A 22,302-nucleotide genomic window follows, 5' to 3' on the forward strand; every position below is an offset into this window, starting at 1 on the left:
GGCTTGAATGGCGCCTTCAGGAAGGGGCTCGTCATGTCGGGAACGGGAAGATCAAGCAGGTGCTCGACGATGAGCACCGCGAATAATCTGAGAAATTATCCATACAAGTGCAGGCACGGCGACGCCCACTACATTGCGCCTTCGGCTCCATTCCGCAGGCGCGCATGCTGCAAGCGTTAGGGCTGCAAAGAGCCGAGGAAAAATATGTCTAACGTAATCCCTTTTCCCAGTAAGAATAAGTTTTCTGAGCAATTTAGAGGGAAGGTCCCTGACCAAATTCTCGACGAAATTTTAGCGGCCCATGACCGAGTTTCGGCCCTGAAAGATCAGCACCCATCTGGCGAATTTCGGGTGAATTCTGAGGATGAGGAGAAGGCCCAACAGCTGTTCAAGGACTATGACGAGTACGTCCTGTCTCTTCTGACCAGAATTTTAAGTTTAGAGGCTGAGCTTTGTTTGGCGAAGTACAAGCCCTAACAAATCAATTAAGTACGTTCCGGCCCGCGGCCTCCACCGGACGCCCCTGTCGGGCCGCCGCTTATTTTCGGCGTTATGTTCAATATGGTAAGGATATAGAAGTGTCAATATGTATATACGTTGATGTTGATGAAACCATAGTTAGAAACTATGGGCGTAAGCGTATCCCTATGCCAAATGTAATAGAGCATATAAAAGAACTGAATGAACAGGGGGCAACTTTATACTGCTGGAGTTCAGGTGGAGCTGATTACGCAAGGGAAAGCGCAGCTGAGTTCGGAATAGAGTACTGCTTTACAGGTTTTCTACCCAAGCCTCAGGTAGTAATCGACGACCAACAATTTAATAGTTGGCGTAATCTAATAGAGATTCATCCTAATGAGTGTGCAGACAATACTATTGATGCTTACAAAGAAAAAATAATGAGCAAAGTTCACACATAACAAAAGTGTCAACCTGACGCCTGGCGGCGCAGGTTACCCAAGTGTTATGTGTCAGGAGAGTAAATGACATCACCATTAGTGGGTGCAAAAGAAGCACGCAGTGAGATAAAGAAATTTCATGTGTCTTTGAACCAAGAGAATCTGGTTCCTGAGCAGTGCTATCGACGGAATCACAGAAATTACCCCATGGTCTCTTATGTCAGCCAAATAGTCGCACTATTCTTCAGTAGTAACTACGAAGTGATTCCGGTTTTCATTAGTCGTACGGTAACTGAGCTAGAGCGCAATGCTGGCCAGCATCTTACTGAAAACTATAGAAAAATTATATATGAATATCTTTGTCATATGGCTTATTTTCTAGCAAATTACACCAACGTTGATTCAGAAACGCTTAAATGTCATATACCAGAGGAAATTCGCAACGCTGGGAGTCGCAAAGCACCGGAGATAGATTATCGTACATCGCAATTTAAAAACACATAACAATCGCATGTTGTCGGACTGGTTTTCCGCTGCGCTCCAAACCAACCGCAAATGCGGGCGTTATATTTCAAGGAGTGAACTTTGGAGCTCGTAATAGGGAATAAAAATTACTCGTCATGGTCGTTAAGGCCTTGGCTACTTTTGTCAGTCCACGAGTTACCTTTTAAGGAAGTGCGGATTCCGCTGAATCAAGACGATACATACACTGCGCTTGCCCAGCATACCGACGCAGGGAAAGTCCCGGTGCTCAAAGACAAGGGCTTGGTCATCTGGGATTCGCTGGCAATTTGCGAGTATATTTCAGAGCAGTATCTGGACGGCCGCGGATGGCCAAGTTCCATTCGTGCACGAGCGGAAGCAAGATCTTGCTGCGCAGAAATGCACTCGGGTTTCACAGAAATTCGAGGCCAATTGCCAATGAATTGCCGCGCAATCGGACGCAAAGTCCCTTTTAATACAACCCTTGAACGAGAGATAGCTCGGATAGACCGAATCTGGTCGCAGTACCGAGAAACCTATTCGGCTACCGGCCCGTGGTTGTTCGGTGAGTTCTCTATTGCAGATTGCATGTTTGCACCAGTTGCGTCGCGATTTAAAACCTACGGGATCGAGGTCTCGGCGGTATCTTCAGAATATATGCAGTTCGTCCTCGATCATGAACAAATGAGGGAGTGGGTTAGTCAAGCTCACCGTGAGCCCGAAACCATAGGCGTGTCCGAGGTAGGAATATAATTAGCTGTTACGTGTTCCCATATGGAGGAGCTATCGCATGGATCTGGAATTTCAGCCAGGCAAGAACATAGCCATGAAAATCCCGGCTCACGAGTATCAGAGCACGGTACGATTCTATAGAGATGTGCTCCGCTTCACTGAGATACAATCCAATGGCCCGAACGACACACCAAGATTTGAATTTGGGGACAAAGTTCTGTGGCTCGACTGCATGCCTGGTTTAAGCCAGTCTGAGATTTGGTTGGAAGTCGTCACCAGCGATATTGGTGCAGCCTCTGAATATCTCAAGGAGCAAGGTTGCCATCGTAGAGACGAGATCGAGCCACTTCCAAGTGGGTTTAAGGCGTTCTGGATATCAAGTCCATCCAACATTATTCATTTGGTGTCCTCGAGCAGTGACACGTAACAAGGCCACTAAATTCGCTCCCTGCGGTCGCCGGACGCTCGTTCCTCACGCTGTTTATGGCGGGCGTTAAATCCCGGTGATAGCCATGTCCAAGGCTCCAACAATTTGGTCTCTAAAGTGCGATAGAGAGCCAACCGGGTTTTTGAGATGCTTTTCTGAAACAGAGGAAATTTGAGGCGTTAACAGCAGAAGCTCTTGGTCTTCAAAGCTGATTTCAGGTGTGACTCCTTGCATGGCTTCACCACTAAATGCGGAGAGTTTCCCCAAGGGGATGACGATGCGCGTTGCCAGCTCGCTCAGCAGGCTGCTCTGAATATCGACAAGGTAAGGGTAGTGCGCTTTGCTGGTCTTGCTTGGGTTGGGGTATACATCGAACTGTGCCATCAAAATTCCCTGAATTCGTCGCCAAAGCATCCATGTTGTTCGACAAAGTCGTTGTAACTTTTTATCGCGGCGCGATTTTCTTCAACCCATTGTTCTGACTGACGTTTTGAGAGCTCTTCTTTCAGCGCTCGCTCGAGGGTAGCAGACAGGTTAATGTTTAGTTCACGGGTCTTACGCAGCAGATCGCTATTGATTGAGAGGTTTGCCGCTTTTTTGGGTGCAGCTACGTTGTAGAGTTCTGCCATTCGAGCCTCCAAGTGGCTATTTAATGGATGGTCTAAGTTTATGCGCATGCGGATGCGCATGCAAGCATTTAGCCAATAGCCGTTGTCGGACGCACCTACGCCGGCGCTCCGGTGCGCCGCAAAGCCAAGGCGTTAGGCAGAAAACATGATCGAGCAGGAAGACCTCAAAACTAGAAAAGTTCTCGCTGAGATATCACTATTTCCGATGGCGTTATCAGGTAGGTCGACAGGCATCACATCTGGATACCGCCCGAACCATAATTTCGGGGGGGCGACTCGTTGATATCAAGAAAGCGAGAATGCCGTTTATAGCGTTAAATGGTCTTCTAGTTTTAATTCCATGCGCCATTTTCCCAAACAAGTGGGCATCTGAAGGCGCTTTAGATATTAGATGCTCATAGGAAAACGTTTAATGTCGAATGCCCGCATCATTGTTCTTACGTCATTAGCCATGGTTGCTTTTGCAGGTAATTCATTGCTGTGCCGGGCTGCGCTCAGGGATACCAGTATCGACGCAGCCAGTTTTACGACTATTCGATTGGTTTCCGGTGCCTTGGTGCTTTGGCTAATCGTGCGAATGAGGCACAGCTCACCTGCCGGCGGTGGCAACTGGACATCTGCTCTTGCGTTGTTTGTTTATGCCGCCGGCTTTTCATTTGCCTATACAGGCTTGTCTGCAGCAACTGGTGCGTTGATACTCTTTGGCGCCGTCCAAGCGACCATGATCGGCTATGGTATTTGGGGTGGGGAACGATTGCATATACCGCAACTCATTGGCCTTTCCCTCGCTTTCGGGGGGTTAATTGGCCTCATGCTGCCGGGACTCTCAGCACCGCCACTATATAGTTCCTTGTTAATGTTGGTTTCCGGCATTGCATGGGGCATCTACTCCCTGCGCGGGAAGGGAGGGGGGGATCCGACCAGGGTTACAGCGGGGAATTTTCTACGCGCTGTTCCGATCACAATAGCAATGAGCATATTCATGTTGAGCGGTGCGTCGCTCGATACTGATGGGTTCTGGTATGCAGTTTCGTCGGGGGCACTGGCGTCCGGGGTCGGTTACGCCATTTGGTACACAGCCGTACCTGGGTTGAAGGCCACTAATGCCGCGACAATTCAACTGAGTGTTCCGATTATTGCGGCTCTGGGTGGCGTCATTATTTTGGGTGAACCCGTAACCCTGCGTTTGGTATTGGCGTCTGTAGCTATTCTCGGTGGAATCGCGCTGGTTATTATGAAGAAGCAAAATGCGACAAGCGCCCAACAAATAACTGCAGGTGACGTTTGAGTTCAGGCGTCATACGCCAAGCATAGTAACTTGCTGAATAGCCTGTCGCTTCTCCACGCTCAGCACCAGTCGGGCATCATCCGCCACTTCATCGAGGCCTTCGCCATAGCAGAGCAGTCCGTTCTCGTCGGTGGTTAAAACGTCATTGCTCTGCATGTTAGCGATGAAATTCCGGAACAGGCTCTTGTCGAAAAACTCAGGTGCATTCAGCCCGAACAATATGGACATACGTTCTGCCAGCAAGGTGCACTGTTCTTCCAGTTCTGCTGCGGTAATCGTCCCTGAACCATTTTTACGCAGTATGCCCAGTGCGATATGGTACCGCTCCACCGTCTGAATGATGAATCGGGACAGTACTCTGAGGCGCAGCATGGCTTCAGTGCCTTCTTCAGGGCGCGCGATTCTGTCGTCATCCTGGGCAACCAGTAGACCCTGCTCTACCAGAACGTCAATCCACTGGTTAATCACCGCTTCCGCTTCTTCAGGCTGGTACTTCAGGAACAGTTCAGACTGAATGTAGGGATAGGCTACGCTGGCAAGATGGACGATTCTTTCCCGTGCAAGTGAGCTTTTGTTCTCGAACAGGCTAGCCACCAGGGCGGGCAGTGCAAACAGGTGCTGGATGTTGTTGCGGTAGTAAGTCATCAGTATGGCATTGCTGCCTTCCAGCCCAATGATGTCACCCAGCTTCTGGGGTTGGCGCGAGATCAGCCCCATGGATTCGCAGTAGGTAACCCAGTCTTTGCCTGAGCCCTCAGGCAAGGTGACGGTATCGGCGTAGGGGAAGGTTTTGAGCAGGTGTGCGTACTGATCTGCCAAGCGAATAAGCTGGCCCTCATCCATGGCCAGCCTTTCAGCGCCAAGCAATACGGTTGCGATCATGCCAATGGGGTTTACTGCTACCGATGCGTTGATGTTGGAGGCAACGCGCTGTGATAGTTCGCCAACCGCCTCATTGAGCCAGGCAGGACGATACTCTGAGCTGTAAGCCTCATCGCGCCAGCTGTCGCGGACATCGTCCAACACCTCAGACAAATGTATGGCCTCGCCAAAGTTGAGTGCAACTTTGCCGAAGGAGCTGCCAAGGTTGCGGGCGGATTTTGCCAGCCCGAACACGCTTTCTTTCTGCTTTTTCTTACCCCGGAGTTCGCCCAGGTAAGATCGCCCTTCCATAACCTTTTCATACCCGATGTACACAGGAACAAAAACAATCGGCTTGCGGTGATCGCGCAGAAAGCTGCGCACTGTCATGGCGAGCATGCCCGGGCGGGGTTGCAGCATACGGCCGGTGCGGCTGCGACCGCCTTCTACAAAATATTCAACCGAATAGCCACGGGTGAACATTACGTGCATGTATTCGTTGAAAACGGTGCTGTAAAGCGGGTTGTCCCGGAAGCTTCTGCGCATGAAGAAGGCCCCACCCCGGCGCAGGATTGGCCCCAATATCGGCATGTTCAGGTTGATGCCTGCTGCGATGTGCGGCGGCATCAGGCCGTTTTTGTAGAGCACATAAGACAGCAACAGGTAGTCGATGTGGGAGCGGTGGCAGGGCACATATATCACCGTGTTGTTCTGAGCCGTCTCCTTGGCCACGCGAATGTTGTTAACGGCAATGCCTTTGTAGATACGGTTCCAGAGCCAGGCAAGTAGTACCTCAAAAATACGGATGGTGACGATGGACATGCTGGCGGCAATTTCATCAGCGTATTTGTAGGCCCGGGCACGCACCTTTTCTGGCGCCAGGTCCTCTTTGGCTGCGGTTTCCCGGATAGCCTCTTTAACAGCCTGAGTTCTTACCAGGCCCTCTACAAGTGTTCTCCGGTGCGACAAATCCGGGCCCAGCACCGCTTGTCGAACCTTGCGGAAGTGGGTTCGCAAAATACGGGCAAGCTTACGGTTGGCGCGCTCTTCGCTGTGGCGATACTCTTCAACAATCTGCTTCAGGGGGAAGGGCTTATTGAATTGCACATAGGTGTTGCGGCCATGCACCAGAATAATCAGGAATTTCTGTAGTCGGCCAGCAACAGACCAGGTGTCTGATAAAAGCAGTTTCACCAGGGACTTTTCTTTGTCTGGAGAGCGCCCCCAGAACAGGGATACAGGAACAATCTGTACATCCTTCTCCGGGTTTTCCAGGCCGTAGCGCACCAACGCCTGGAAATCAGGGGTTGGAACGGGCGCCTGGCGTTTTCGGAATGCCCCGCCCGCTCGGCGGTAGAGAAAAAAGAATGAGTGCGAGGGACCATTTTTAACCGGAAGCGAGGTGGTTGCACCGGGCAGTTTTGCTCGTATCACTTCCTGCTCAAGCACAAGGCGACTGGATAACGAGCTGTATTGCAGCACATAGCAAACGGGCTTTTCAGGCGACAACCCCAGTGCTTCAGCGCTGTTCCCGCTGACATCTGTCCGAACCCATAAAAACAGGATTTTCCGGAAAAGTGTCAGGATCAGGCTTCGAATACCCTGGTAAAGACGCATAAAATGTCGCTCCGATGAAAAAACAGCCGCCAAGTTTACTTGGTTGAGTGAGAGCCGGAAAGCCAATGCTTCATTCTTGCAGCTCTCTTGTGTGTGATACATTCCTGTTTGGCCCGTTTAACACTACAAGGTGCGATGCTAGATGGCGACATCAACAATTCAGTGGAGCCCCGGATGGACAACCAGACAGCCCGAGCGGGGAGACCTTGTGTTGGCACTGTCAGGATCTGGTGTGCTCAAGCCGGGTGACGGATGGTTGCAGCCACTGGAAAGTCTGCCTGCGCAGGCAGGTAATGCTCGCTTTGTCTCTTTGGGAAGTGTTGATGGTCGCCGGGTTTTCGTGACTGAGGTGCCTGAATCCATGGGTGTCGCCGGTGATGTTGTTTCTCTTCGCGACGCCTTACTGATGATCAGTGATGTGCCTGCGGCCATGCTTAGCACCGGTTTTCAGGTTTGGCAGTGGTTTCAGGATCATCAATACTGTGGCCGTTGTGGTGGTAGCACGGGATTTCATCGGCGGGAACGAGCAAAGTGGTGTAGTAATTGCAATATTCCTTGGTATCCGCGGCTTGCACCCTGTGTAATCGTGGTGATTCGCAAAGAGGATCACTACCTTTTGGCCAAGTCTTCTCGGGTTAAGCGCCATTTTTACAGTTTGATTGCGGGTTTTGTGGAGCCGGGGGAAAGTCTGGAAGCTGCAGTTGTCCGTGAAGTAAAAGAAGAGACCGGCCTGGATGTGACCAATATTAAATACCAGGCGTCTGAGCCATGGCCATTTCCCCACCAGTTGATGGCGGGTTTTTTTGCTGATTATGCCGGTGGCGAACTGGTTCTGCAGGAAGATGAGCTGGCCGATGCAGGTTGGTTTTTGCCCGGTAGCAGGCCGCCAGTACCACCGGATACTACGATTTCCGGGCGGCTGATACGGGATATGGAAAGAATGATTACTGGCGGAGTGACCGGCTTTGAGTGAGCATGGCTTACCGCGGGTTCTGGTTTTTGATTCAGGCGTTGGCGGGTTAAGCGTTGCAGCCTGCGTCCATAAAAAACTTCCGCATGCTTCTATTGTCTATCTGGCTGATAACGCGGCCTTTCCCTACGGAAACCAGACAGAATCTGTCGTAGTTGAGCGTTGTAGTTCGCTCATTGCGAAGGCGCTGGAACACTATCCGTGTGATGCGATTGTTGTGGCCTGCAACACGGCCAGCACGGTTGCTCTGCCGCACGTGCGTGCCATAACAGCTGTGCCGGTAGTGGGTGTTGTACCTGCGGTGAAGCCGGCAGCCGCTCAAACCCTCAATCAGCGGATTGGGCTTCTGGCCACGCCTGCAACGGTGCGCCGGCCCTATCTCGATGAGTTGGTGCGGGAGTTTGCCTCTCACTGCGAGGTTGAGCGTGTTGGGCACCCGGCGTTGGTTCAGTGGGCGGAGGATTTGGCCAGAGGGGTAGCTGTGCCTCAGGCTGAACTCGATAGCGCAGTTGCTAGCCTGCGAAATGCTGGAGTGGATACCGTTGTTCTCGGGTGTACTCACTATCCACTGTTGTTGGATAATCTTCGGTTAAGTCTGCCGGAGGTGAAGTTCTGGGTGGATTCCGGGGAGGCAATTGCGCGCCGTGTTGCCTGGCTTCTGGCGCAAGCCGCAAAGCCTTATACCGCGGCGGCGCCCAGTGACGTTAAAGGCGAGCCTGTGGCGGCAGCCCTGTTCACCGGTAAGGCTCCGGAAGGTGTTGCCAATTATATGGCAATCGTGGGCCTGCAGCCTACCAGGGTTGTCGGGAATTGGCCTTCAGGGTCATAGCACCTGGGTCAGTTTGAACATGGCAATAAACTCAAGCGCCGGTATGCTCCGCTTGTGGCAGCAGTAGGTCTTGAAGTTGTCGCCGCGGAACCGTGATTTAGTGAACTCCAGTCCCTTAAAGTTATAGATAAAATTACCCCGGTTGTAGATGCCGTGCAGAATGCGCTTTAAAAGCCGCCCTTCCTGATGTTCCGTGGTTGAGTCAAGGGATAGCGGGATAAGCCCCAGATCCAGATAGGGCACGCCTTCGGCTTTAAATGCCTCCATCGCATGTGCCATCAGGGTATAGAAAATGCCCTGTTTGAAATCCGCGTTGGCACGGGAAATATTAGGGACGTAGCTGATAATCTCGTTATCGCGATAAATCGGATCAAAGTAGATAAATCCGACCGCTTTGCCATCCTGATACGCATAAAATCGGCGTTCATTTTCCCGGTATTCCATGTCCATGGGGCGAATCAGAAAACGGATTTCATTACTTTTGCATTTGCGTGTACGAATCCAGGCTTCCGAAATTTCGCGGGTGTGGTCGTCGCTGAAGCGTTCCTGCACGGTAATGGCACTTTTTTCAGCCTGATTCAGTGCCGTGCGCAGAATTTGCTTTTTCTTGCCGCTGAGAGACCACTTGCCCAAGTCGATCCGGGACTCACTGCCAAACTGTGTACCGTACAAACCAAAGCGCTGGTGCAAGAAGTCCACAACCGGCTTGGAAACCTGCACATAGGAAGCGTTAGGGAAGCGTTTTTGGAACAGTTCCAGAACCGCACCAAAGTTTTCGGGGGCGCAGACGGGGTCTGAGAGAACGATGGTTGTGCCCCACTGGCGCATGTAGGCCACATAACCCATGCCCGGTACGTCAAAATACTGCATCCCGGGCTGCAGGGTAGAGAAAGATTGGGAGTGGCCGCCAAACCTCTTCAGGTAACCCACCCGCTCACTGAAGGCAAAAGCGTTGCTTTCAAGCTCGGAGGCCTGGTCGAGAGCAAGAATTTGATCTGACATGGTGAATCTCCTCGGTTTTTATTATTTGGCAGATGACCTGTTATGCCTGCTTGCGGCCGAGAATTGACCAGTAACAATCCATATTCAGCAGTTTGAAATGCTTTTTCTCCGTTACTTCAAGGCCAAGGCTGCGCATGTGTTCCGGGTAGTTGTAAATTTTGTGGAAAGCATTGTTGGCAAACAGCCAGAAGGTAAAAACGGCCATGTACCAATACAGCTTTTTGAACGCGCGTGAGAGTACATTGCCGGTTGGGTAGCAGAAATCGCCAACAACAATGTGGGCGTCTTCCTTGCCCAATTGGATCAGGTGTTCCAGGACCTTTACCATCATGGTTTCGTCAAATACATTGAGGAAAAAGTTGGCCACAACCATGTCGTATTGACCGACTTCATCCACTTTCATGATGTCACTGTGAATGCGGCGGATGTTGAGGTGGGGGGCTTCGCTTTCCTGGGCTTCTCCGAACTTGCGAAGCATGGTTTCTGACAGGTCAACAACTGTAACGTCTGCGCCCAGTTCCGCTGCACGTATGGCATCTCTGCCATGGCCAACACCAGCAAACAGAATGCGGTCTCCGGGTTTAACTGTTTCTACGTCCAGCATGGCTGTTTTACAGCGGTGGATGTTTTTTCCGCTGTAAAGGTTGCTGAGGAAATCGTATACGGGGCCTATGTAGCGGTACTTGTCACGCATGATAACTGCTGCCTGTTCTTGTTAGCTTGAATGCTGCCATCGTTATTGTGTTTTTTTGCCATCCTGACTTGTCAGGATGTTTCGATGGCCAATGTCTTTGTGATTCAAGTCTATTGAGCGGAGCAGAGAAAGTATGTGCCGTAATCCCCATTTCGAGATACACAAAGTAACCTGAGGCAACACTTTGATAACAGATTCAAGATTTGGGCTAGGATTGTAAGACAGTATTTTGGGGCGCTGATCAGCGTGAAACGGCTACCGCCATTTTGGTTTCGGGCTGCGCCAACAGTTTGCTGATTTCTGCAGCAGGTTGTGCGGGGCCGTAGAAGAATCCTTGTACCTGATGGCAGCCGAGTGCGCGTAGGTAATCGAGCTGCTTTTCCGTCTCTACGCCCTCCGCAACAATTTCCAGCTTGAGCCCGTGGGCCATGGCCACAATCGCGTTAACGATACAGGCATCGTCGATGCCACTTCGGATGGCTTTCACGAAGGACTGATCAACTTTCAGGGTGTGGATAGGCAGTCTGTGCAAGTAGTTCAGTGATGAATAACCAGTGCCAAAGTCATCGATTGCGATGCGCACGCCGATATCTGCCAGCTCCCGGAGCTTGTGACTGATTTGCTCCAGGTCGTTCATGATCACGTTTTCGGTAATTTCGATTTCCAGATTTTTAGGAGGAAACTGGTTGACGTTGACCCGTTCTATCAAGGTTTCCACAAACCGGGGATGCTCCACCTCAATAGGGGACAGGTTGACGGCCAGGCGCAAGTTTTTATGGCCGGCGCGGATCCACTGGCCAACATCCCGGCAGGCCTGATCCAGAACCTGCTCGCTCAGCAGACCAATGAGCTTGGTTTCTTCAGCCAGGCTGAGAAAATCCCGGGGGTAGAGCAGGCCGCGTTCAGGGTGCTGCCAGCGCACCAAAGCTTCGAGCCCGACGATTTGATCCGTGCGGGCACAAACCTGAGGCTGATAAAATACTCGCAGCTCTTTCTTCTCAAATGCCATGCGCAGATCCCGCTCCAGCAGCAAGCGGTGAGTGCTGTCGATGCTCATGCTCTCGGAGTAAAAGCGATAGCTGTCCTTGCCTCGGGCTTTAACGTGGTACATGGCAATGTCAGCATTCTGGATCAGCTGATCCATGCTGCAGCCTGCTTCCGGATAGATAGCGATACCAATACTGACACCCACATACACTTCATGCTCGCCTAGCAGGAACGGTGCTTTCAGCGTCTTGATGAGCTTTCTGGCGATCTGGCTTGCATCCTCCTGGCCATGAACCGACGGCAGTAACAGAGTGAATTCATCGCCGCCGAAGCGTGACAAGGTGTCGCCCTTGCGCAGGCAGCCTTCCAGTCGCTGGGTGACGGCTTGCAACAGTCGATCCCCCATAGCGTGGCCAAGGGTATCGTTGATGATTTTGAAACGGTCCAGATCAAGAAACATCACCGCAAGCTTTTGGGTGCTGCGGCGCGCGTGGGTGATGGCTAATTCCAGACGATCTTTGAACAGCGCACGGTTAGGCAGGCGCGTGAGCAGGTCGTGATAAGCCTGGAAATTTATAAAGGCTTCGGCTTCTTTGCGCTCTGTGACATCGCGGGCTGTGCCGTAGTAGCTGGCGTTTTGACCACTTCCGCCGCCGTTGGTGCTGCTATTGTGTGTCCACGCCTGGGGTGAAATGGGAAACGCGGTTATCTCGAAATGCCGCGTCGCTTGGCGACTACCCCGTGTTTTGAGGCGTATCTCAAGAGTGCGGGGGTTGTCTGCGCTGATGTCCGGCGCATTGAGGGCGTACACACCCCTCGCAAGATCACGATCATCAAGAATGTTCCGGAAGTGCTTGCCGCAGAGCTCAGCTGGCTTGTAGCCCAGCAGGCTTTCAATCTTGCTGTTGATAAAACAGAAGTGCCCCTTGGCATCCAGCATAAAAACGATATCGGGAGAGCTGTTTACGATGTAACGATGCAGTGCTTCAGACTTTTCAAGGCGTAGTTGTATGTCTTCGTGGGCTTTGAGGAGTGATTGTTTGCCAACGACGCCTTTGACTGTGGCAACGAGTTCTTCCGGATCAAACGGCTTGCGAACGTAGTCCAGAGCGCCACGCCTGAGTGCGCGGCTAACGGCTGCAAACGAGCTCTCTCCGCTGATAACGATAATTGCGCATTCGGGCTGCCGACTGTCGAGGTGATTCATTACCGCAAAGCCATCTACCTCTGGCATGCGCAAATCGAGAAGAGCGAGATCAAAACGAAGGGTGTCGGCCAGTTCACAGGCTTGTTTCCCGCCATGGGCTTCGGAAACGTTGTAGCCGCAACTGCGTAGCAGGGTAGCCAAAGCGCTTGCCAGACGTGGTTCGTCATCAACCACTAAAATACGCGCTGCATTTTGCGAGATATGCCTGTTGGGCTGATCAGGTGCCATTGCTCTGCATCCGCTATCGTTTATCAGTCGGTCTTGGTGTGTTCGAGGCTCGCCGCAGGTAGCAGTAATCGGAAGGTGGTGCCTTCCTGCCCTGTGTGACAAGCAATGATGCCCTCCATGTCATCAACAAGCTGTTTTACAATGCTCAGGCCTAAACCGCTGTGGCCTTTTCCTTTTGTGGTTTTTCCCGGTGTAAACAGGGTTTCCCGTAAGCTCTCGGGAATGCCGGTGCCTGTGTCGGTCACTATCATCTCAACCCAGTTCCGGTGCCCTTGCCATACCGGAGCCAAGGTTTTGATTGTTACGGTGCCGCCTGTCTCGAACATGCTTTCAGCGGCATTCCTGACCAGATTGATCAGGATCTGGCGGGTAGTAGGCGGGCCGGCATCAACGAATGTTGGTGTGTTGCACAGTAGCAGGTTCAAATTCAGGTTGCCGTTGCTGAAAAGACTGTCTTCCAGTACACGGGCGAGGCTCGATACTTCAGTATTCAGGTCGGCGGTACCGTCGCTGATGTCGCCAGCATTGGTGTGGTTGAGTTGCAGTAGTAAATTACTTGCTCTGTCCAGTTCGTCCCGCACCACATCCAGCTCTTTCTGCATTTCCGGATCGCTAAGCCGGCTCTTGAGCTGGTGAATGTACTGGCGAATGATGGTCAGAGGATTGCTGATTTCATGCACCTGCCTGTGCAGCTTTTCCAGCGCAATCTGGCGATCCAGGTCCGCGTCGTCGGTGCTGATCTCCAAGGTAGGGTTCTTGTCCTGAAGAACGGCTGAAAGCTGTTGGATAAACAGCCGGACCAGATCTGCAGTTCTGTCGGGAATTTTGCCATCGGTGCCCATTACAAATACGCCGAGGCAGCAATCACCTGTGATTACTGGAACAGCGGTCAACGACGGTGTTCTGAGTAGCGATAAAAGCTGGTTGTCGAGCACGTTGGGCACGCGACCACCAAGGCTGGTGAGCCTTCCCGATGTAAAGGCCTCAGTCAGGGCGCTGCCGCCGGCTTGTGCGCATACGGCCAGGCGGGGGTTGTCCCCTGCAGTACCAGACAACAAAACAAGGCTGTCATCTTCAAGCCCAAAGCACAGTACCGGTAACCCGGTAATCAACGTAAGACTACCGACAGTTTCCGCAAGAATGGCGCCGCCGGTGCCGGCTAAATCTGCAAAACCAAGGGCTTGCTGCGCGATGGCTTGCTGCAATACGGTCTCGCGGAGCTGTTCTGATCCTGGCTCGGCGCTGTAACTATTGATCAGCGGAATCCCCATAGATTCTGCCATTCGGGAAACGTCGTGGTTGATCCGCCGGTTGACCTCCCGGATCAAGTCTTCGCTAAGGCCGAACATGGTGCCCGCTGCTGCAATACCGGCAGAATCAGACAAGGCGAGGCGGGTGGCAAGGCCGATAACCTTTACGAGATGCCCTGCGTCCCGCAACTCTGAGGGCAACGCCTGTTGGTAGCGCATGGCATCTGCTGCCATTGATCCTAGCCCCCAGGAGGTAACCAGATCTGCTGCGATCTCGGACTGTCGATTCATGAATTCTTGCCGCGCCTCGATATCAGGCGTCTTGATTGCGATCAGCTCACCGATGTTGTGGAGCATCCCGAGCATGAAGGCTTCATCGGCTTCCGGGTAGCGGGTCAGGGTCGCCAATGCCCGTGCTGTAAGTGCGGTTGTCAGGGCATGGCGCCAGAAATCCCGCAATTGCTGCCAGGCGCCACCACCCAGGTCGAAGAGTATCTGGCGCAAAGCGACGGTCAGTATCAGTGTTTTGAAGCGCTGGGTTCCAAGGCGCATTAACGCCTGATCAATGGATCGTATTCCGGGTGTGGGGCCATACAGGGCGGAGTTGGCCAGAGCCAGGATCCGAACCACCAAGGCCGTGTCTGAGGATACGATTTCGCTGATTGCGCGGTAGTTATCATCCCGATGGCAAGCTTCAAGCGCGCGCAGAGTGACTTCCGGAAGGCTCGGGAGCTGAAGATCGGGAACTGTATTCATGGGCTTGCCTATAAGTAAGCGCGCTAAAATCAGACTGTGAAACTATGTTCATTTTTATTGTGCACTGGAGCTTAGTCAAAAACACAGGAAGATTAAACAACAACTGTTCTTTTTTTGATCGGCGTATGCATCGTAACGTGATGTGTGTACAATTTTTACAGACTAAAGCGCCGTTTGTTGTTTTTGCAAGGATGTAAGGTCGCCCGCCATGAGTGCTCAACATTCCCTGGTACACAAAGCGAACTCACCCAGAACCATCGCCATCACTGGCGGAAAGGGCGGTGTGGGAAAAACATCCGTGGCACTGAATTTGGCGCTCACGCTGGCGCGCCACGATAAACGCGTACTGCTTTTGGACGGCGACACAGATCTTGCAAATGTCAGCATCATGCTGGGCCTTTACCCCGAGCGCACACTGGCCAATGTGGTTGCTGGTGAATGCCGCTTGGAGGATATTCTTCTGGAGGTGAATTACGGCCTGCACATCCTGCCTGGAGCTTCTGGTGTTCAGGAATGCATGGATATGGCACCGGAGGACAGTTTTCGTATCCTGCGTGCGCTTTCAATGCTGGAGCGGCGCTACGATTACGTAATAACGGATACGGCTGCCGGTCTTCAGCCCACCGGTTTGCACATGATTGCAGCGGCGGAGCTGGCATGCGTTGTGGTAACGCCGGACCCAGCTTCGCTGACGGATGCTTTTTCCCTGATCAAAGTGTTAAGGCGCCGTGGCTATAAACGAACACCCAGTGTATTGATCAATATGGCACAAGGTGCCAGTCAAACCCGCTCAGTGTTTCAGCGCCTCGACTCCGCCGCACGACGTCACCTTAAGTGCTCTCTGCATTACATGGGAGGGATATGGCGCGATGAGACTCTGCGCCAGTCCGTGCTGAATCAAAAGCCTGTTGCACTCTTGCCTCAGTCAGATCCGTCATGCCGGCAGTTCGGTACACTGGCGGATATGCTTGAGGTGCGCCTCACGCAACTTCCTGCCCGAAAAGCCGGCATAGCGGCTTATTGGCATTCCGTTTCGAAGCGCCAGCAGACCCGCGAGCGGAAGATGGAGGCATCCAGCCCCTCGGCGAGCCCTCGTGAGCGTTGTTTGACGGCTATCAGCGAACTGGAAGCAGTGCTCGGGCCTGCAAATGAGTGCGCCATGCTGCGCTACGATGTTTTTATGCAGTTGTTTGCGTTGCTGGGGCGCAAGCCAGATAACGACGCCATTGAAATTATCCAAACCGGGCTCGGTGCTATTGCCTGGGAAAGTCTGAACCGAGAGCAGCGTGATCATCTCGCAGCCCACCTCAGGCATTTAGCGGAAGAAATCTCGCCCCCTGCTACGGATGATACCCGTGACGTTGTGAAGAGCTTGCCGCAACCTGTACTTCCTGAACCATTTTACGACCGCATCAGCTTTGGTGATCAGGAAAACCTGGTCAGGGTGTTGAAAGAGCAGCCTTCCGGTATTGCCCTGAGCCAGCTACTGCGGTCGTTGGTAGATGAGGAAGACAGTGGCGCTTAAGAAGGTTCGCCTTGGTGCATGAACATGCCGGTTAATTCGCCATTTCATCGGGGGAGTTTGTAGAGTAGCGTTTTGTGCTGGCGCTGTTGCGTGAGTTTTGGTGATAACCTTGCAGTTTGTCACCGTACAGCCATAGATGTTGTGCAAGGATTGGGTACCTCAAGCATCCATGGAAAAGGAGTGTTCGTCATCACAAATATAATAAAGGAGGCGGTAATGTCTTCGTCAAAGGTACTTGAACAGCTGCGAGGCAAGCAGGTCTTGATTACCGGCACCACGGGTTTTCTGGGCAAGGTTATTCTCGAAAAGCTGATTCGTACGGTGCCGGATATTGGCGGTATACACCTGCTGATACGGGGCAATAAACAGCATCCTGACGCCCGTGGGCGCTTTCTCCAGGAAATTTCCACCTCCTCTGTATTTGATCGTTTACGCCAGGAGAACAGCGAAGCGTTTGAGTCATTTCTGGAAGATCGCCTGCACTGTGTCACTGGGGAAGTCACTCAGCATGGTTTTGGACTGAAGCCTGAGGCGTTTCAAAAGCTGGCGGGCAGTGTTGATGCTGTTATTAACTCCGCTGCCAGCGTTAACTTCCGGGAAGAGTTGGACAAGGCGCTATCTATCAATACGTTGTGTCTGCAAAATATTGCGGAACTAGCACAGCTGAACCCCTCCCTTGCGGTGATTCAGGTTTCAACCTGTTATGTGAACGGAATGAATTCTGGTCAGGTTACTGAATCAGTGATCAAGCCTGCGGGTGCGGATATCCCTCGCAGCTCCTCAGGTTATTACGAAATTGAAGAACTGATCCGGGTACTTAATGACAGCATTGCAGATGTGCGCTCGCGCTACACCGGCAAATTGCTGGAGCGCAAACTTGTAGACTTGGGTATCCGTGAGGCAAACCGATACGGCTGGAGTGACACTTACACTTTTACCAAATGGCTAGGCGAGCAACTGCTGATGAAAGCGCTGGAGGGGCGTGCCCTTACCATTGTGCGCCCGTCCATAATTGAAAGTGCTTTAGAAGAGCCGGCACCGGGCTGGATTGAAGGCGTAAAAGTAGCAGATGCCATCATTCTTGCTTATGCGCGAGAAAAGGTAACTTTATTCCCCGGCAAACGCTCCGGTATCGTTGATGTTATTCCCGTTGATCTGGTCGCGAACACCATTATTCTTGCGGTTGCGGAAGCATTGGGCGAGCGCCCGGAAGCCAGGATTTATCAGTGCTGCAGTGGCAGCTCCAACCCGGTGTCAGTCGGTGAGTTCATCGATCACCTGATGGCGGAAGCTAAGAGCAACTATGCTTCCTACGAAAACCTGTTTTATCGTCGACCCGTCAAACCCTTCATTGCAGTGAACCGTGCTCTGTTTGACGCGTTAGTGGGTGGTGCTCGCATTCCATTGAGCCTTGCCAGCCGCATGAAGGGCCTGCTGGGGCAGGGGCGTGAGCTTAAAGCCTTGCAAAACCTTGATACCACACGCTCGTTGGCTACTATTTTTGGTTTCTATACCGCTCCGGATTATATCTTCCGCAATGACGACCTTCTGGCTCTGGCCGCGCGCATGGGTGAGGTAGACAAGGCGTTGTTCCCTGTGGATGCCCGCGAAATTGACTGGGCGGTGTATTTGCGCAAGATTCACTTGGCTGGCCTGAACCGGTACGCCCTGAGTGCGAAAAAAGCCCGACTTCCGCGAAGTTCCCGTGGGCGAAAGAAAGCCGCCTGATTCCACTTGGCCCCGTTCAATCGGGCTGGTTTATCTCTCGGAGACGCAGAACTGCCTTTAATTTGAAGTTCATGCTGTTTGGAAATTACCCTTGAATTCTTGCAGGTTACTGTACCTTTCAGGCTAAAAGTTCAAGTAGGTTAGGACGTTAGTCTAATTCATTGTGTGGTAGTTCACATGTTGAACTACGGCTATGAATCCGCGGGGTCTGTATACCCCACCGCTCTGGATTGACCAAATCTACAATGACAACAAACTCTGTTCAAAGGGGAGCACTATGACTGATAAAAACCTTTATCCGGTAAGCCCGGAGGTGGCCAAGCGGGCCTTGATAAACCGGGAGCAGTATGACGAAATGTATCGTCAGTCCATTACAGATCCAGATGCTTTCTGGGGAGAGCATGGAAAGCGAATTGACTGGATCAAGCCCTACACCAAAGTTAAGAACACCACATTCGATCCTAAAAACGTTTCCATCAAGTGGTTTGAAGATGGCGAGTTGAATGCGTCTGCAAACTGCCTGGATCGACATCTTGAAACCCGCGGCGATCAGACGGCCATTATTTTTGAAGGCGACGACCCAGCCGAATCCCGTCATGTCAGTTATCGCGAGTTGCACGAAGAGACCAGCAAGTTTGCTAACGTACTGAAAAGCCTTGGCGTAACAAAAGGTGATGTTGTCACGATTTATATGCCAATGATTGTTGAAACCGCCGTGGCCATGCTGGCATGTACCCGTATTGGTGCTATCCATTCGGTTGTTTTTGGCGGCTTCTCGCCTGAAGCATTGGGTGCCCGAATCGTGAACGGTAAGTCGCGCTTTGTTGTTACCGCCGATGAAGGGCTTCGCGGTGGCCGTAAGGTGCCACTCAAAAAGAACGTGGACGCCGCCCTGAAAGACCGGGAAGGCGTGGCCGTTGAGAAGGTTGTGGTTGTCAGCCGCACCGGAAACAAAGACTTGCCCTTCCAGGAAGGTCGGGATGTGCGCTACGAAGATTTGATGGCAACCGCATCCGCTGACTGCCCGCCAGAGCCAATGAATGCTGAAGATCCTTTGTTCATGCTCTACACATCAGGTTCTACTGGTGCACCCAAGGGCGTTTTGCATACTACCGGCGGTTATCTGGTGTATGCCTCCATGACCCATGAGTATGTGTTTGATTATAAAGAGGGTGATGTTTACTGGTGTACCGCAGACTTTGGCTGGGTAACAGGCCATAGTTACATTCTTTATGGCCCTCTGTGCAACGGCGCTACATCGCTACTGTTTGAAGGTGTTCCCAATTATCCGGATAGCTCTCGTATGGGCCAGGTTGTTGACAAGCATCAGGTCAACATTCTGTACACCGCCCCAACTGCTATTCGGGCGCTGATGGCTGAAGGCGAAGCCTGCATGGCAGGCACAACACGCAAGAGCCTGAAGTTGCTGGGTTCCGTGGGCGAACCCATAAATCCGGAAGCCTGGGAGTGGTACCACCGTGTAATCGGCAACAGCCAGTGCCCGATTGTGGATACCTGGTGGCAGACAGAAACCGGGGGCATTCTGATTGCACCGCTGCCCGGCGCCGTTGATTTAAAGCCGGGCTCCGCGACTGTGCCTTTCTTTGGTGTAAAGCCTGGCCTGATGGACAATGAAGGGAATCTGCTGGAAGGCAAAGCGGATGGCAATCTCGTTATTCTGGATAGTTGGCCCGGGCAGATGCGCACGATCTACGGTGATCATGAGCGTTTTATCCGAACCTATTTCAGCGCCTACCCCGGGATGTACTTTTCCGAAGATGGCGCGCGCAGAGATGAAGGCGGAGATTACTGGATTACCGGGCGCGTGGATGATGTGCTTAACATTTCCGGGCACCGCTTGGGCACTGCTGAGGTAGAAAGCGCGCTTGTGGCTCATGATAAGGTGGCAGAAGCTGCGGTTGTTGGCTTCCCCCATGACATAAAAGGCCAGGGGCTTTATGTTTACGTTACTCTGATGCAGGGTGAAGAGCCTTCAGATGAGCTCAAAAAAGAGCTGGTACAATGGGTTCGCAAGGAAATCGGCCCCATAGCCTCTCCGGATGTCATCCAGTGGGCACAGGGCATGCCAAAAACGCGGTCAGGCAAAATTATGCGCCGGATTCTGCGTAAAATTGCTGCTAACGAGCACGATCAGTTGGGAGACACATCCACACTTGCAGATCCAAGCGTAGTGGATGATCTCATCAGCAATCGTGAGTTTAAATAAGGTCTGAAAACAGGCCGAAAACCTGTGAGGAATCGGTTTAATGACACAAACAATTATCGTCGCTGATGATCATCCGCTGTTTCGGGCCGCCCTGAAACAGGCGGTCAGTCAGGCGGTACCTGATGCGGAAACCGTAGAAGTTGATAGCATCAAGGCACTCCAGGCGTCGGTAGATTCGCACCCGGATGCAGATCTGGTCCTGCTTGATCTGAATATGCCGGGTGCCCACGGTTTCTCGGGGCTGGTGTTCATGCGTGGACAATACCCCGGGCTACCCGTGGTGGTTGTGTCAGGGTCGGAGCAATTGCAGGTAATGCGTCGCTCGATCGACTATGGGGCGTCTGGCTTTATTCCAAAGTCGGCGCCACTGCCCACCATCACCGAGGCTATTCGAGCTGTGCTTGAGGGGGATGTGTGGCTGCCGGAAGGCGTAGCAGACAAGCTGGAGCGCATGCACGCCGACACCACCGACTTTTCTGAAAAGCTGGCATCACTGACCCCGCAACAATTCCGGGTGTTGGGCATGCTGGCGGAAGGCCTTCTGAACAAGCAGATTGCTTATGATTTGGAAGTTTCGGAGGCTACGATCAAGGCGCACATCACTGCCGTGTTCCGCAAGCTTGGGGTTCGCAATCGCACCCAGGCGGTAATCGCGATACAGCAGATGGAGATAGACCCTTCGGATCAGTCGTTGTCTGGTAGCTGAGGCTCAGTAAGTCAGGAGGCCGGACGGGGGGAGGTGTTCCCGTCCGACATTTGTGGGAACTCGGCTACTTGCTCCCAGCGTACCCCAACTCCTTATCCACCAGATTGAACAGCTCCTCACCACCGTGCCAGCGGTCAAAATTCTCCAGAAACTGATCGGTAAGTGCCCGGTGCCAGCCGATAAAGTCACCGGCCATGTGTGCTGTCATGATGACGTTTTCCATATCCCAAAGCGGGTGGTCTTCCGGTAACGGCTCTTCTTCGAATACGTCGAGCCCGGCACCGGCAATTTCGCCACTCTCCAGCGCAGCAATAAGATCGGCTGTTTTGACAATTGGGCCGCGGCCAACGTTAATCAGGCGTGCAGTGTTTTTCATCGCCTTGAATGCCTTCTCGTCAAACAAACCCTCTGTCTGCGGTGTCAGCGGTGCAGCAATCACCACGTAATCTGCCAGTTCCAGCTGGTGATATAACTCATCATTGCCATGAACCGCCACAAAATCCGGGTCTTCCGTGCGGGCTGTTCTGGCAATGCCGTGGGGCTTCATGCCAGCAGCGGCAACAAGACGTCCAATCTGCCGACCGATAGAGCCTGCGCCCACGACAAGAACCTGCTTGCCTGTCGCTCTTTCCGTATCCCGGTGCTTCCACTGGTGTTTCATTTGCAGGCGGATTGAGCCGGGAAAATCCTTGGCAAACATCAGGATGGTGCAAAGCACATATTCAGCGATGGTGCGGTCAAATATGCCTCTGGCGTTGGTGACAATCACACTGCTTTTTGTGAGGGCAGGGAACATCAGGGCATCTACCCCGGCGCTGGTGGCATGTATCCACCTCAGTTTATCCGCACAGCCCCAAGCCGCCTCAAGTGCCTCAGTTCTGAAATCTGTCACCATCATCACATCGGTGCCCGGCAAGGTACTTCGCAAGGTTGCCTCGTCGCTGGCGAAACGCACTTCGGCGCGAGCCCGAAGCGCATCCATTCCCGGTGGCTCCTGCTCTCCGGGAGCAGTAAGGACAGTTACAACAGGCTTGCTGAGATGGGACATTGAACCTCCGGGGCTTCGATTGCTGATTATCGAGAGTTGTTTTACGGGCCAAGCATTTTCCTCTACAAAACCCTTGAAGCCAGTCTGGTAGGCGGATGCCGTCTGGTCAACCTCAGCTCGCACCTAAGGTAGTGATCATCGTTGATCCTGGTGGGTACTTGTACCTATCAAGCCCGTCCCTGCATTACCTTGTATGCCCGGATTTTCCT

The 22,302-nt window shown here is 52.5% G+C and carries 20 protein-coding genes; 12 read left to right on the plus strand and 8 right to left on the minus strand.

Annotation, left to right across the window (positions count from 1 at the left end):
• Positions 1-204 precede the first annotated feature (204 nt).
• The 5 genes from RG807_RS17025 to RG807_RS17045 all read left to right on the plus strand — a co-directional run bounded on the left by RG807_RS17025 (position 205) and on the right by RG807_RS17045 (position 2,541).
• The gene (locus RG807_RS17025) at positions 205-477 is read left to right on the plus strand and encodes a hypothetical protein (protein WP_309045955.1); all 273 of its coding nucleotides are present in this window, start codon (positions 205-207) and stop codon (positions 475-477) included.
• A gap of 101 nt (positions 478-578) precedes the next feature.
• Entirely contained in the window at positions 579-920 is a 342-nt protein-coding gene (locus RG807_RS17030) for a DUF705 domain-containing protein (RefSeq protein WP_309045956.1), read from the plus strand.
• Between the two features lie 63 nt (positions 921-983).
• Positions 984-1,403, plus strand: coding sequence for a hypothetical protein (locus RG807_RS17035; protein ID WP_309045957.1), 420 nt, complete (start codon positions 984-986; stop codon positions 1,401-1,403).
• Between the two features lie 81 nt (positions 1,404-1,484).
• Positions 1,485-2,135, plus strand: coding sequence for a glutathione S-transferase family protein (locus RG807_RS17040; RefSeq protein WP_309045958.1), 651 nt, complete (start codon positions 1,485-1,487; stop codon positions 2,133-2,135).
• Between the two features lie 37 nt (positions 2,136-2,172).
• A complete protein-coding gene (locus RG807_RS17045; protein WP_309045959.1) occupies positions 2,173-2,541 on the plus strand; it encodes a VOC family protein in 369 nt (122 codons plus the stop codon).
• 66 nt (positions 2,542-2,607) lie between these two features.
• Here RG807_RS17045 and RG807_RS17050 read toward each other — a convergent pair whose 3' ends face one another.
• Complete coding sequence (locus tag RG807_RS17050) at positions 2,608-2,925, minus strand: CcdB family protein (protein WP_309045960.1); 318 nt, start codon at positions 2,923-2,925, stop codon at positions 2,608-2,610.
• Positions 2,925-3,170 carry a type II toxin-antitoxin system CcdA family antitoxin gene (locus tag RG807_RS17055; protein ID WP_309045961.1) on the minus strand — a complete coding sequence of 82 codons (246 nt, stop codon included), beginning with the start codon at positions 3,168-3,170 and terminating at the stop codon, positions 2,925-2,927. Before RG807_RS17055 ends, RG807_RS17050 begins: the two co-directional genes overlap by 1 nt.
• A gap of 412 nt (positions 3,171-3,582) precedes the next feature.
• Here RG807_RS17055 and RG807_RS17060 point away from each other — a divergent pair, with 412 nt between their 5' ends.
• Positions 3,583-4,458 (plus strand): DMT family transporter, encoded by an 876-nt coding sequence (locus RG807_RS17060; protein WP_309045962.1) that lies wholly within the window; start codon positions 3,583-3,585, stop codon positions 4,456-4,458.
• Positions 4,459-4,467: 9 nt separating this feature from the next.
• Here RG807_RS17060 and plsB read toward each other — a convergent pair whose 3' ends face one another.
• Positions 4,468-6,936, minus strand: coding sequence for a glycerol-3-phosphate 1-O-acyltransferase PlsB (plsB, locus tag RG807_RS17065; protein ID WP_309045963.1), 2,469 nt, complete (start codon positions 6,934-6,936; stop codon positions 4,468-4,470).
• A 142-nt stretch (positions 6,937-7,078) separates the two neighbouring features.
• Between plsB and nudC the strand changes: the two genes are divergently transcribed.
• Both nudC and murI read left to right on the plus strand, forming a co-directional pair.
• The gene (gene nudC, locus RG807_RS17070) at positions 7,079-7,909 is read left to right on the plus strand and encodes an NAD(+) diphosphatase (RefSeq protein WP_309045964.1); all 831 of its coding nucleotides are present in this window, start codon (positions 7,079-7,081) and stop codon (positions 7,907-7,909) included.
• The gene (gene murI, locus RG807_RS17075; protein WP_309045965.1) at positions 7,902-8,735 is read left to right on the plus strand and encodes a glutamate racemase; all 834 of its coding nucleotides are present in this window, start codon (positions 7,902-7,904) and stop codon (positions 8,733-8,735) included. The genes nudC and murI overlap by 8 nt, the downstream gene beginning before the upstream one ends.
• Here the strand turns inward: murI and RG807_RS17080 are convergent.
• The 4 genes from RG807_RS17080 to RG807_RS17095 all read right to left on the minus strand — a co-directional run bounded on the left by RG807_RS17080 (position 8,730) and on the right by RG807_RS17095 (position 14,859).
• On the minus strand, positions 8,730-9,737 hold the full coding sequence (locus RG807_RS17080) for a DUF2156 domain-containing protein (protein WP_309045966.1): 1,008 nt from the start codon (positions 9,735-9,737) through the stop codon (positions 8,730-8,732). The genes murI and RG807_RS17080 overlap by 6 nt on opposite strands.
• Positions 9,738-9,777: 40 nt before the next feature.
• Positions 9,778-10,431 (minus strand): class I SAM-dependent methyltransferase, encoded by a 654-nt coding sequence (locus RG807_RS17085; protein ID WP_309045967.1) that lies wholly within the window; start codon positions 10,429-10,431, stop codon positions 9,778-9,780.
• 241 nt (positions 10,432-10,672) lie between these two features.
• Positions 10,673-12,853, minus strand: a complete 2,181-nt coding sequence (locus RG807_RS17090; protein ID WP_309045968.1) for an EAL domain-containing response regulator — start codon at positions 12,851-12,853, stop codon at positions 10,673-10,675.
• Positions 12,854-12,876: 23 nt separating this feature from the next.
• Positions 12,877-14,859 carry an HDOD domain-containing protein gene (locus tag RG807_RS17095; RefSeq protein WP_309045969.1) on the minus strand — a complete coding sequence of 661 codons (1,983 nt, stop codon included), beginning with the start codon at positions 14,857-14,859 and terminating at the stop codon, positions 12,877-12,879.
• Positions 14,860-15,067: 208 nt separating this feature from the next.
• On the opposite strand from RG807_RS17095, the gene RG807_RS17100 reads away from it, so the two are divergent.
• From RG807_RS17100 to RG807_RS17115, 4 genes are all read left to right on the plus strand, one after another.
• Positions 15,068-16,384, plus strand: coding sequence for an AAA family ATPase (locus RG807_RS17100; RefSeq protein WP_298449997.1), 1,317 nt, complete (start codon positions 15,068-15,070; stop codon positions 16,382-16,384).
• Between the two features lie 216 nt (positions 16,385-16,600).
• The gene (locus RG807_RS17105; protein WP_298449999.1) at positions 16,601-18,112 is read left to right on the plus strand and encodes a fatty acyl-CoA reductase; all 1,512 of its coding nucleotides are present in this window, start codon (positions 16,601-16,603) and stop codon (positions 18,110-18,112) included.
• 277 nt (positions 18,113-18,389) lie between these two features.
• Positions 18,390-20,339: an acetate--CoA ligase gene (gene acs / locus RG807_RS17110; protein WP_298450001.1), complete on the plus strand. Its 1,950-nt coding sequence runs from the start codon at positions 18,390-18,392 to the stop codon at positions 20,337-20,339.
• Between the two features lie 40 nt (positions 20,340-20,379).
• Positions 20,380-21,045 carry a response regulator transcription factor gene (locus tag RG807_RS17115; protein WP_100639981.1) on the plus strand — a complete coding sequence of 222 codons (666 nt, stop codon included), beginning with the start codon at positions 20,380-20,382 and terminating at the stop codon, positions 21,043-21,045.
• 64 nt (positions 21,046-21,109) lie between these two features.
• Here the strand turns inward: RG807_RS17115 and RG807_RS17120 are convergent, their stop codons facing one another.
• Positions 21,110-22,093 (minus strand): D-2-hydroxyacid dehydrogenase, encoded by a 984-nt coding sequence (locus RG807_RS17120; RefSeq protein ID WP_298450003.1) that lies wholly within the window; start codon positions 22,091-22,093, stop codon positions 21,110-21,112.
• Positions 22,094-22,302 lie beyond the last annotated feature (209 nt).

Origin of the sequence: Marinobacter sediminicola (genome assembly GCF_031157525.1) — a bacterium.
In the GTDB taxonomy this organism is placed as follows: domain Bacteria; phylum Pseudomonadota; class Gammaproteobacteria; order Pseudomonadales; family Oleiphilaceae; genus Marinobacter; species Marinobacter sediminicola.

Coding starts and splice junctions, on each gene's coding strand:
- RG807_RS17025 (WP_309045955.1), top strand. CDS start 205: ATGTCTAACGTAATCCCTTTTCCCAGTAAGAATAAGTTTTCTGAGCAA.
- RG807_RS17035 (WP_309045957.1), top strand. CDS start 984: ATGACATCACCATTAGTGGGTGCAAAAGAAGCACGCAGTGAGATAAAG.
- RG807_RS17045 (WP_309045959.1), top strand. CDS start 2,173: ATGGATCTGGAATTTCAGCCAGGCAAGAACATAGCCATGAAAATCCCG.
- RG807_RS17050 (WP_309045960.1), bottom strand. CDS start 2,925: ATGGCACAGTTCGATGTATACCCCAACCCAAGCAAGACCAGCAAAGCG.
- RG807_RS17055 (WP_309045961.1), bottom strand. CDS start 3,170: ATGGCAGAACTCTACAACGTAGCTGCACCCAAAAAAGCGGCAAACCTC.
- RG807_RS17060 (WP_309045962.1), top strand. CDS start 3,583: ATGTCGAATGCCCGCATCATTGTTCTTACGTCATTAGCCATGGTTGCT.
- plsB (WP_309045963.1), bottom strand. CDS start 6,936: ATGCGTCTTTACCAGGGTATTCGAAGCCTGATCCTGACACTTTTCCGG.
- nudC (WP_309045964.1), top strand. CDS start 7,079: ATGGCGACATCAACAATTCAGTGGAGCCCCGGATGGACAACCAGACAG.
- RG807_RS17080 (WP_309045966.1), bottom strand. CDS start 9,737: ATGTCAGATCAAATTCTTGCTCTCGACCAGGCCTCCGAGCTTGAAAGC.
- RG807_RS17085 (WP_309045967.1), bottom strand. CDS start 10,431: ATGCGTGACAAGTACCGCTACATAGGCCCCGTATACGATTTCCTCAGC.
- RG807_RS17090 (WP_309045968.1), bottom strand. CDS start 12,853: ATGGCACCTGATCAGCCCAACAGGCATATCTCGCAAAATGCAGCGCGT.
- RG807_RS17095 (WP_309045969.1), bottom strand. CDS start 14,859: ATGAATACAGTTCCCGATCTTCAGCTCCCGAGCCTTCCGGAAGTCACT.
- RG807_RS17100 (WP_298449997.1), top strand. CDS start 15,068: ATGAGTGCTCAACATTCCCTGGTACACAAAGCGAACTCACCCAGAACC.
- RG807_RS17105 (WP_298449999.1), top strand. CDS start 16,601: ATGTCTTCGTCAAAGGTACTTGAACAGCTGCGAGGCAAGCAGGTCTTG.
- acs (WP_298450001.1), top strand. CDS start 18,390: ATGACTGATAAAAACCTTTATCCGGTAAGCCCGGAGGTGGCCAAGCGG.
- RG807_RS17115 (WP_100639981.1), top strand. CDS start 20,380: ATGACACAAACAATTATCGTCGCTGATGATCATCCGCTGTTTCGGGCC.
- RG807_RS17120 (WP_298450003.1), bottom strand. CDS start 22,093: ATGTCCCATCTCAGCAAGCCTGTTGTAACTGTCCTTACTGCTCCCGGA.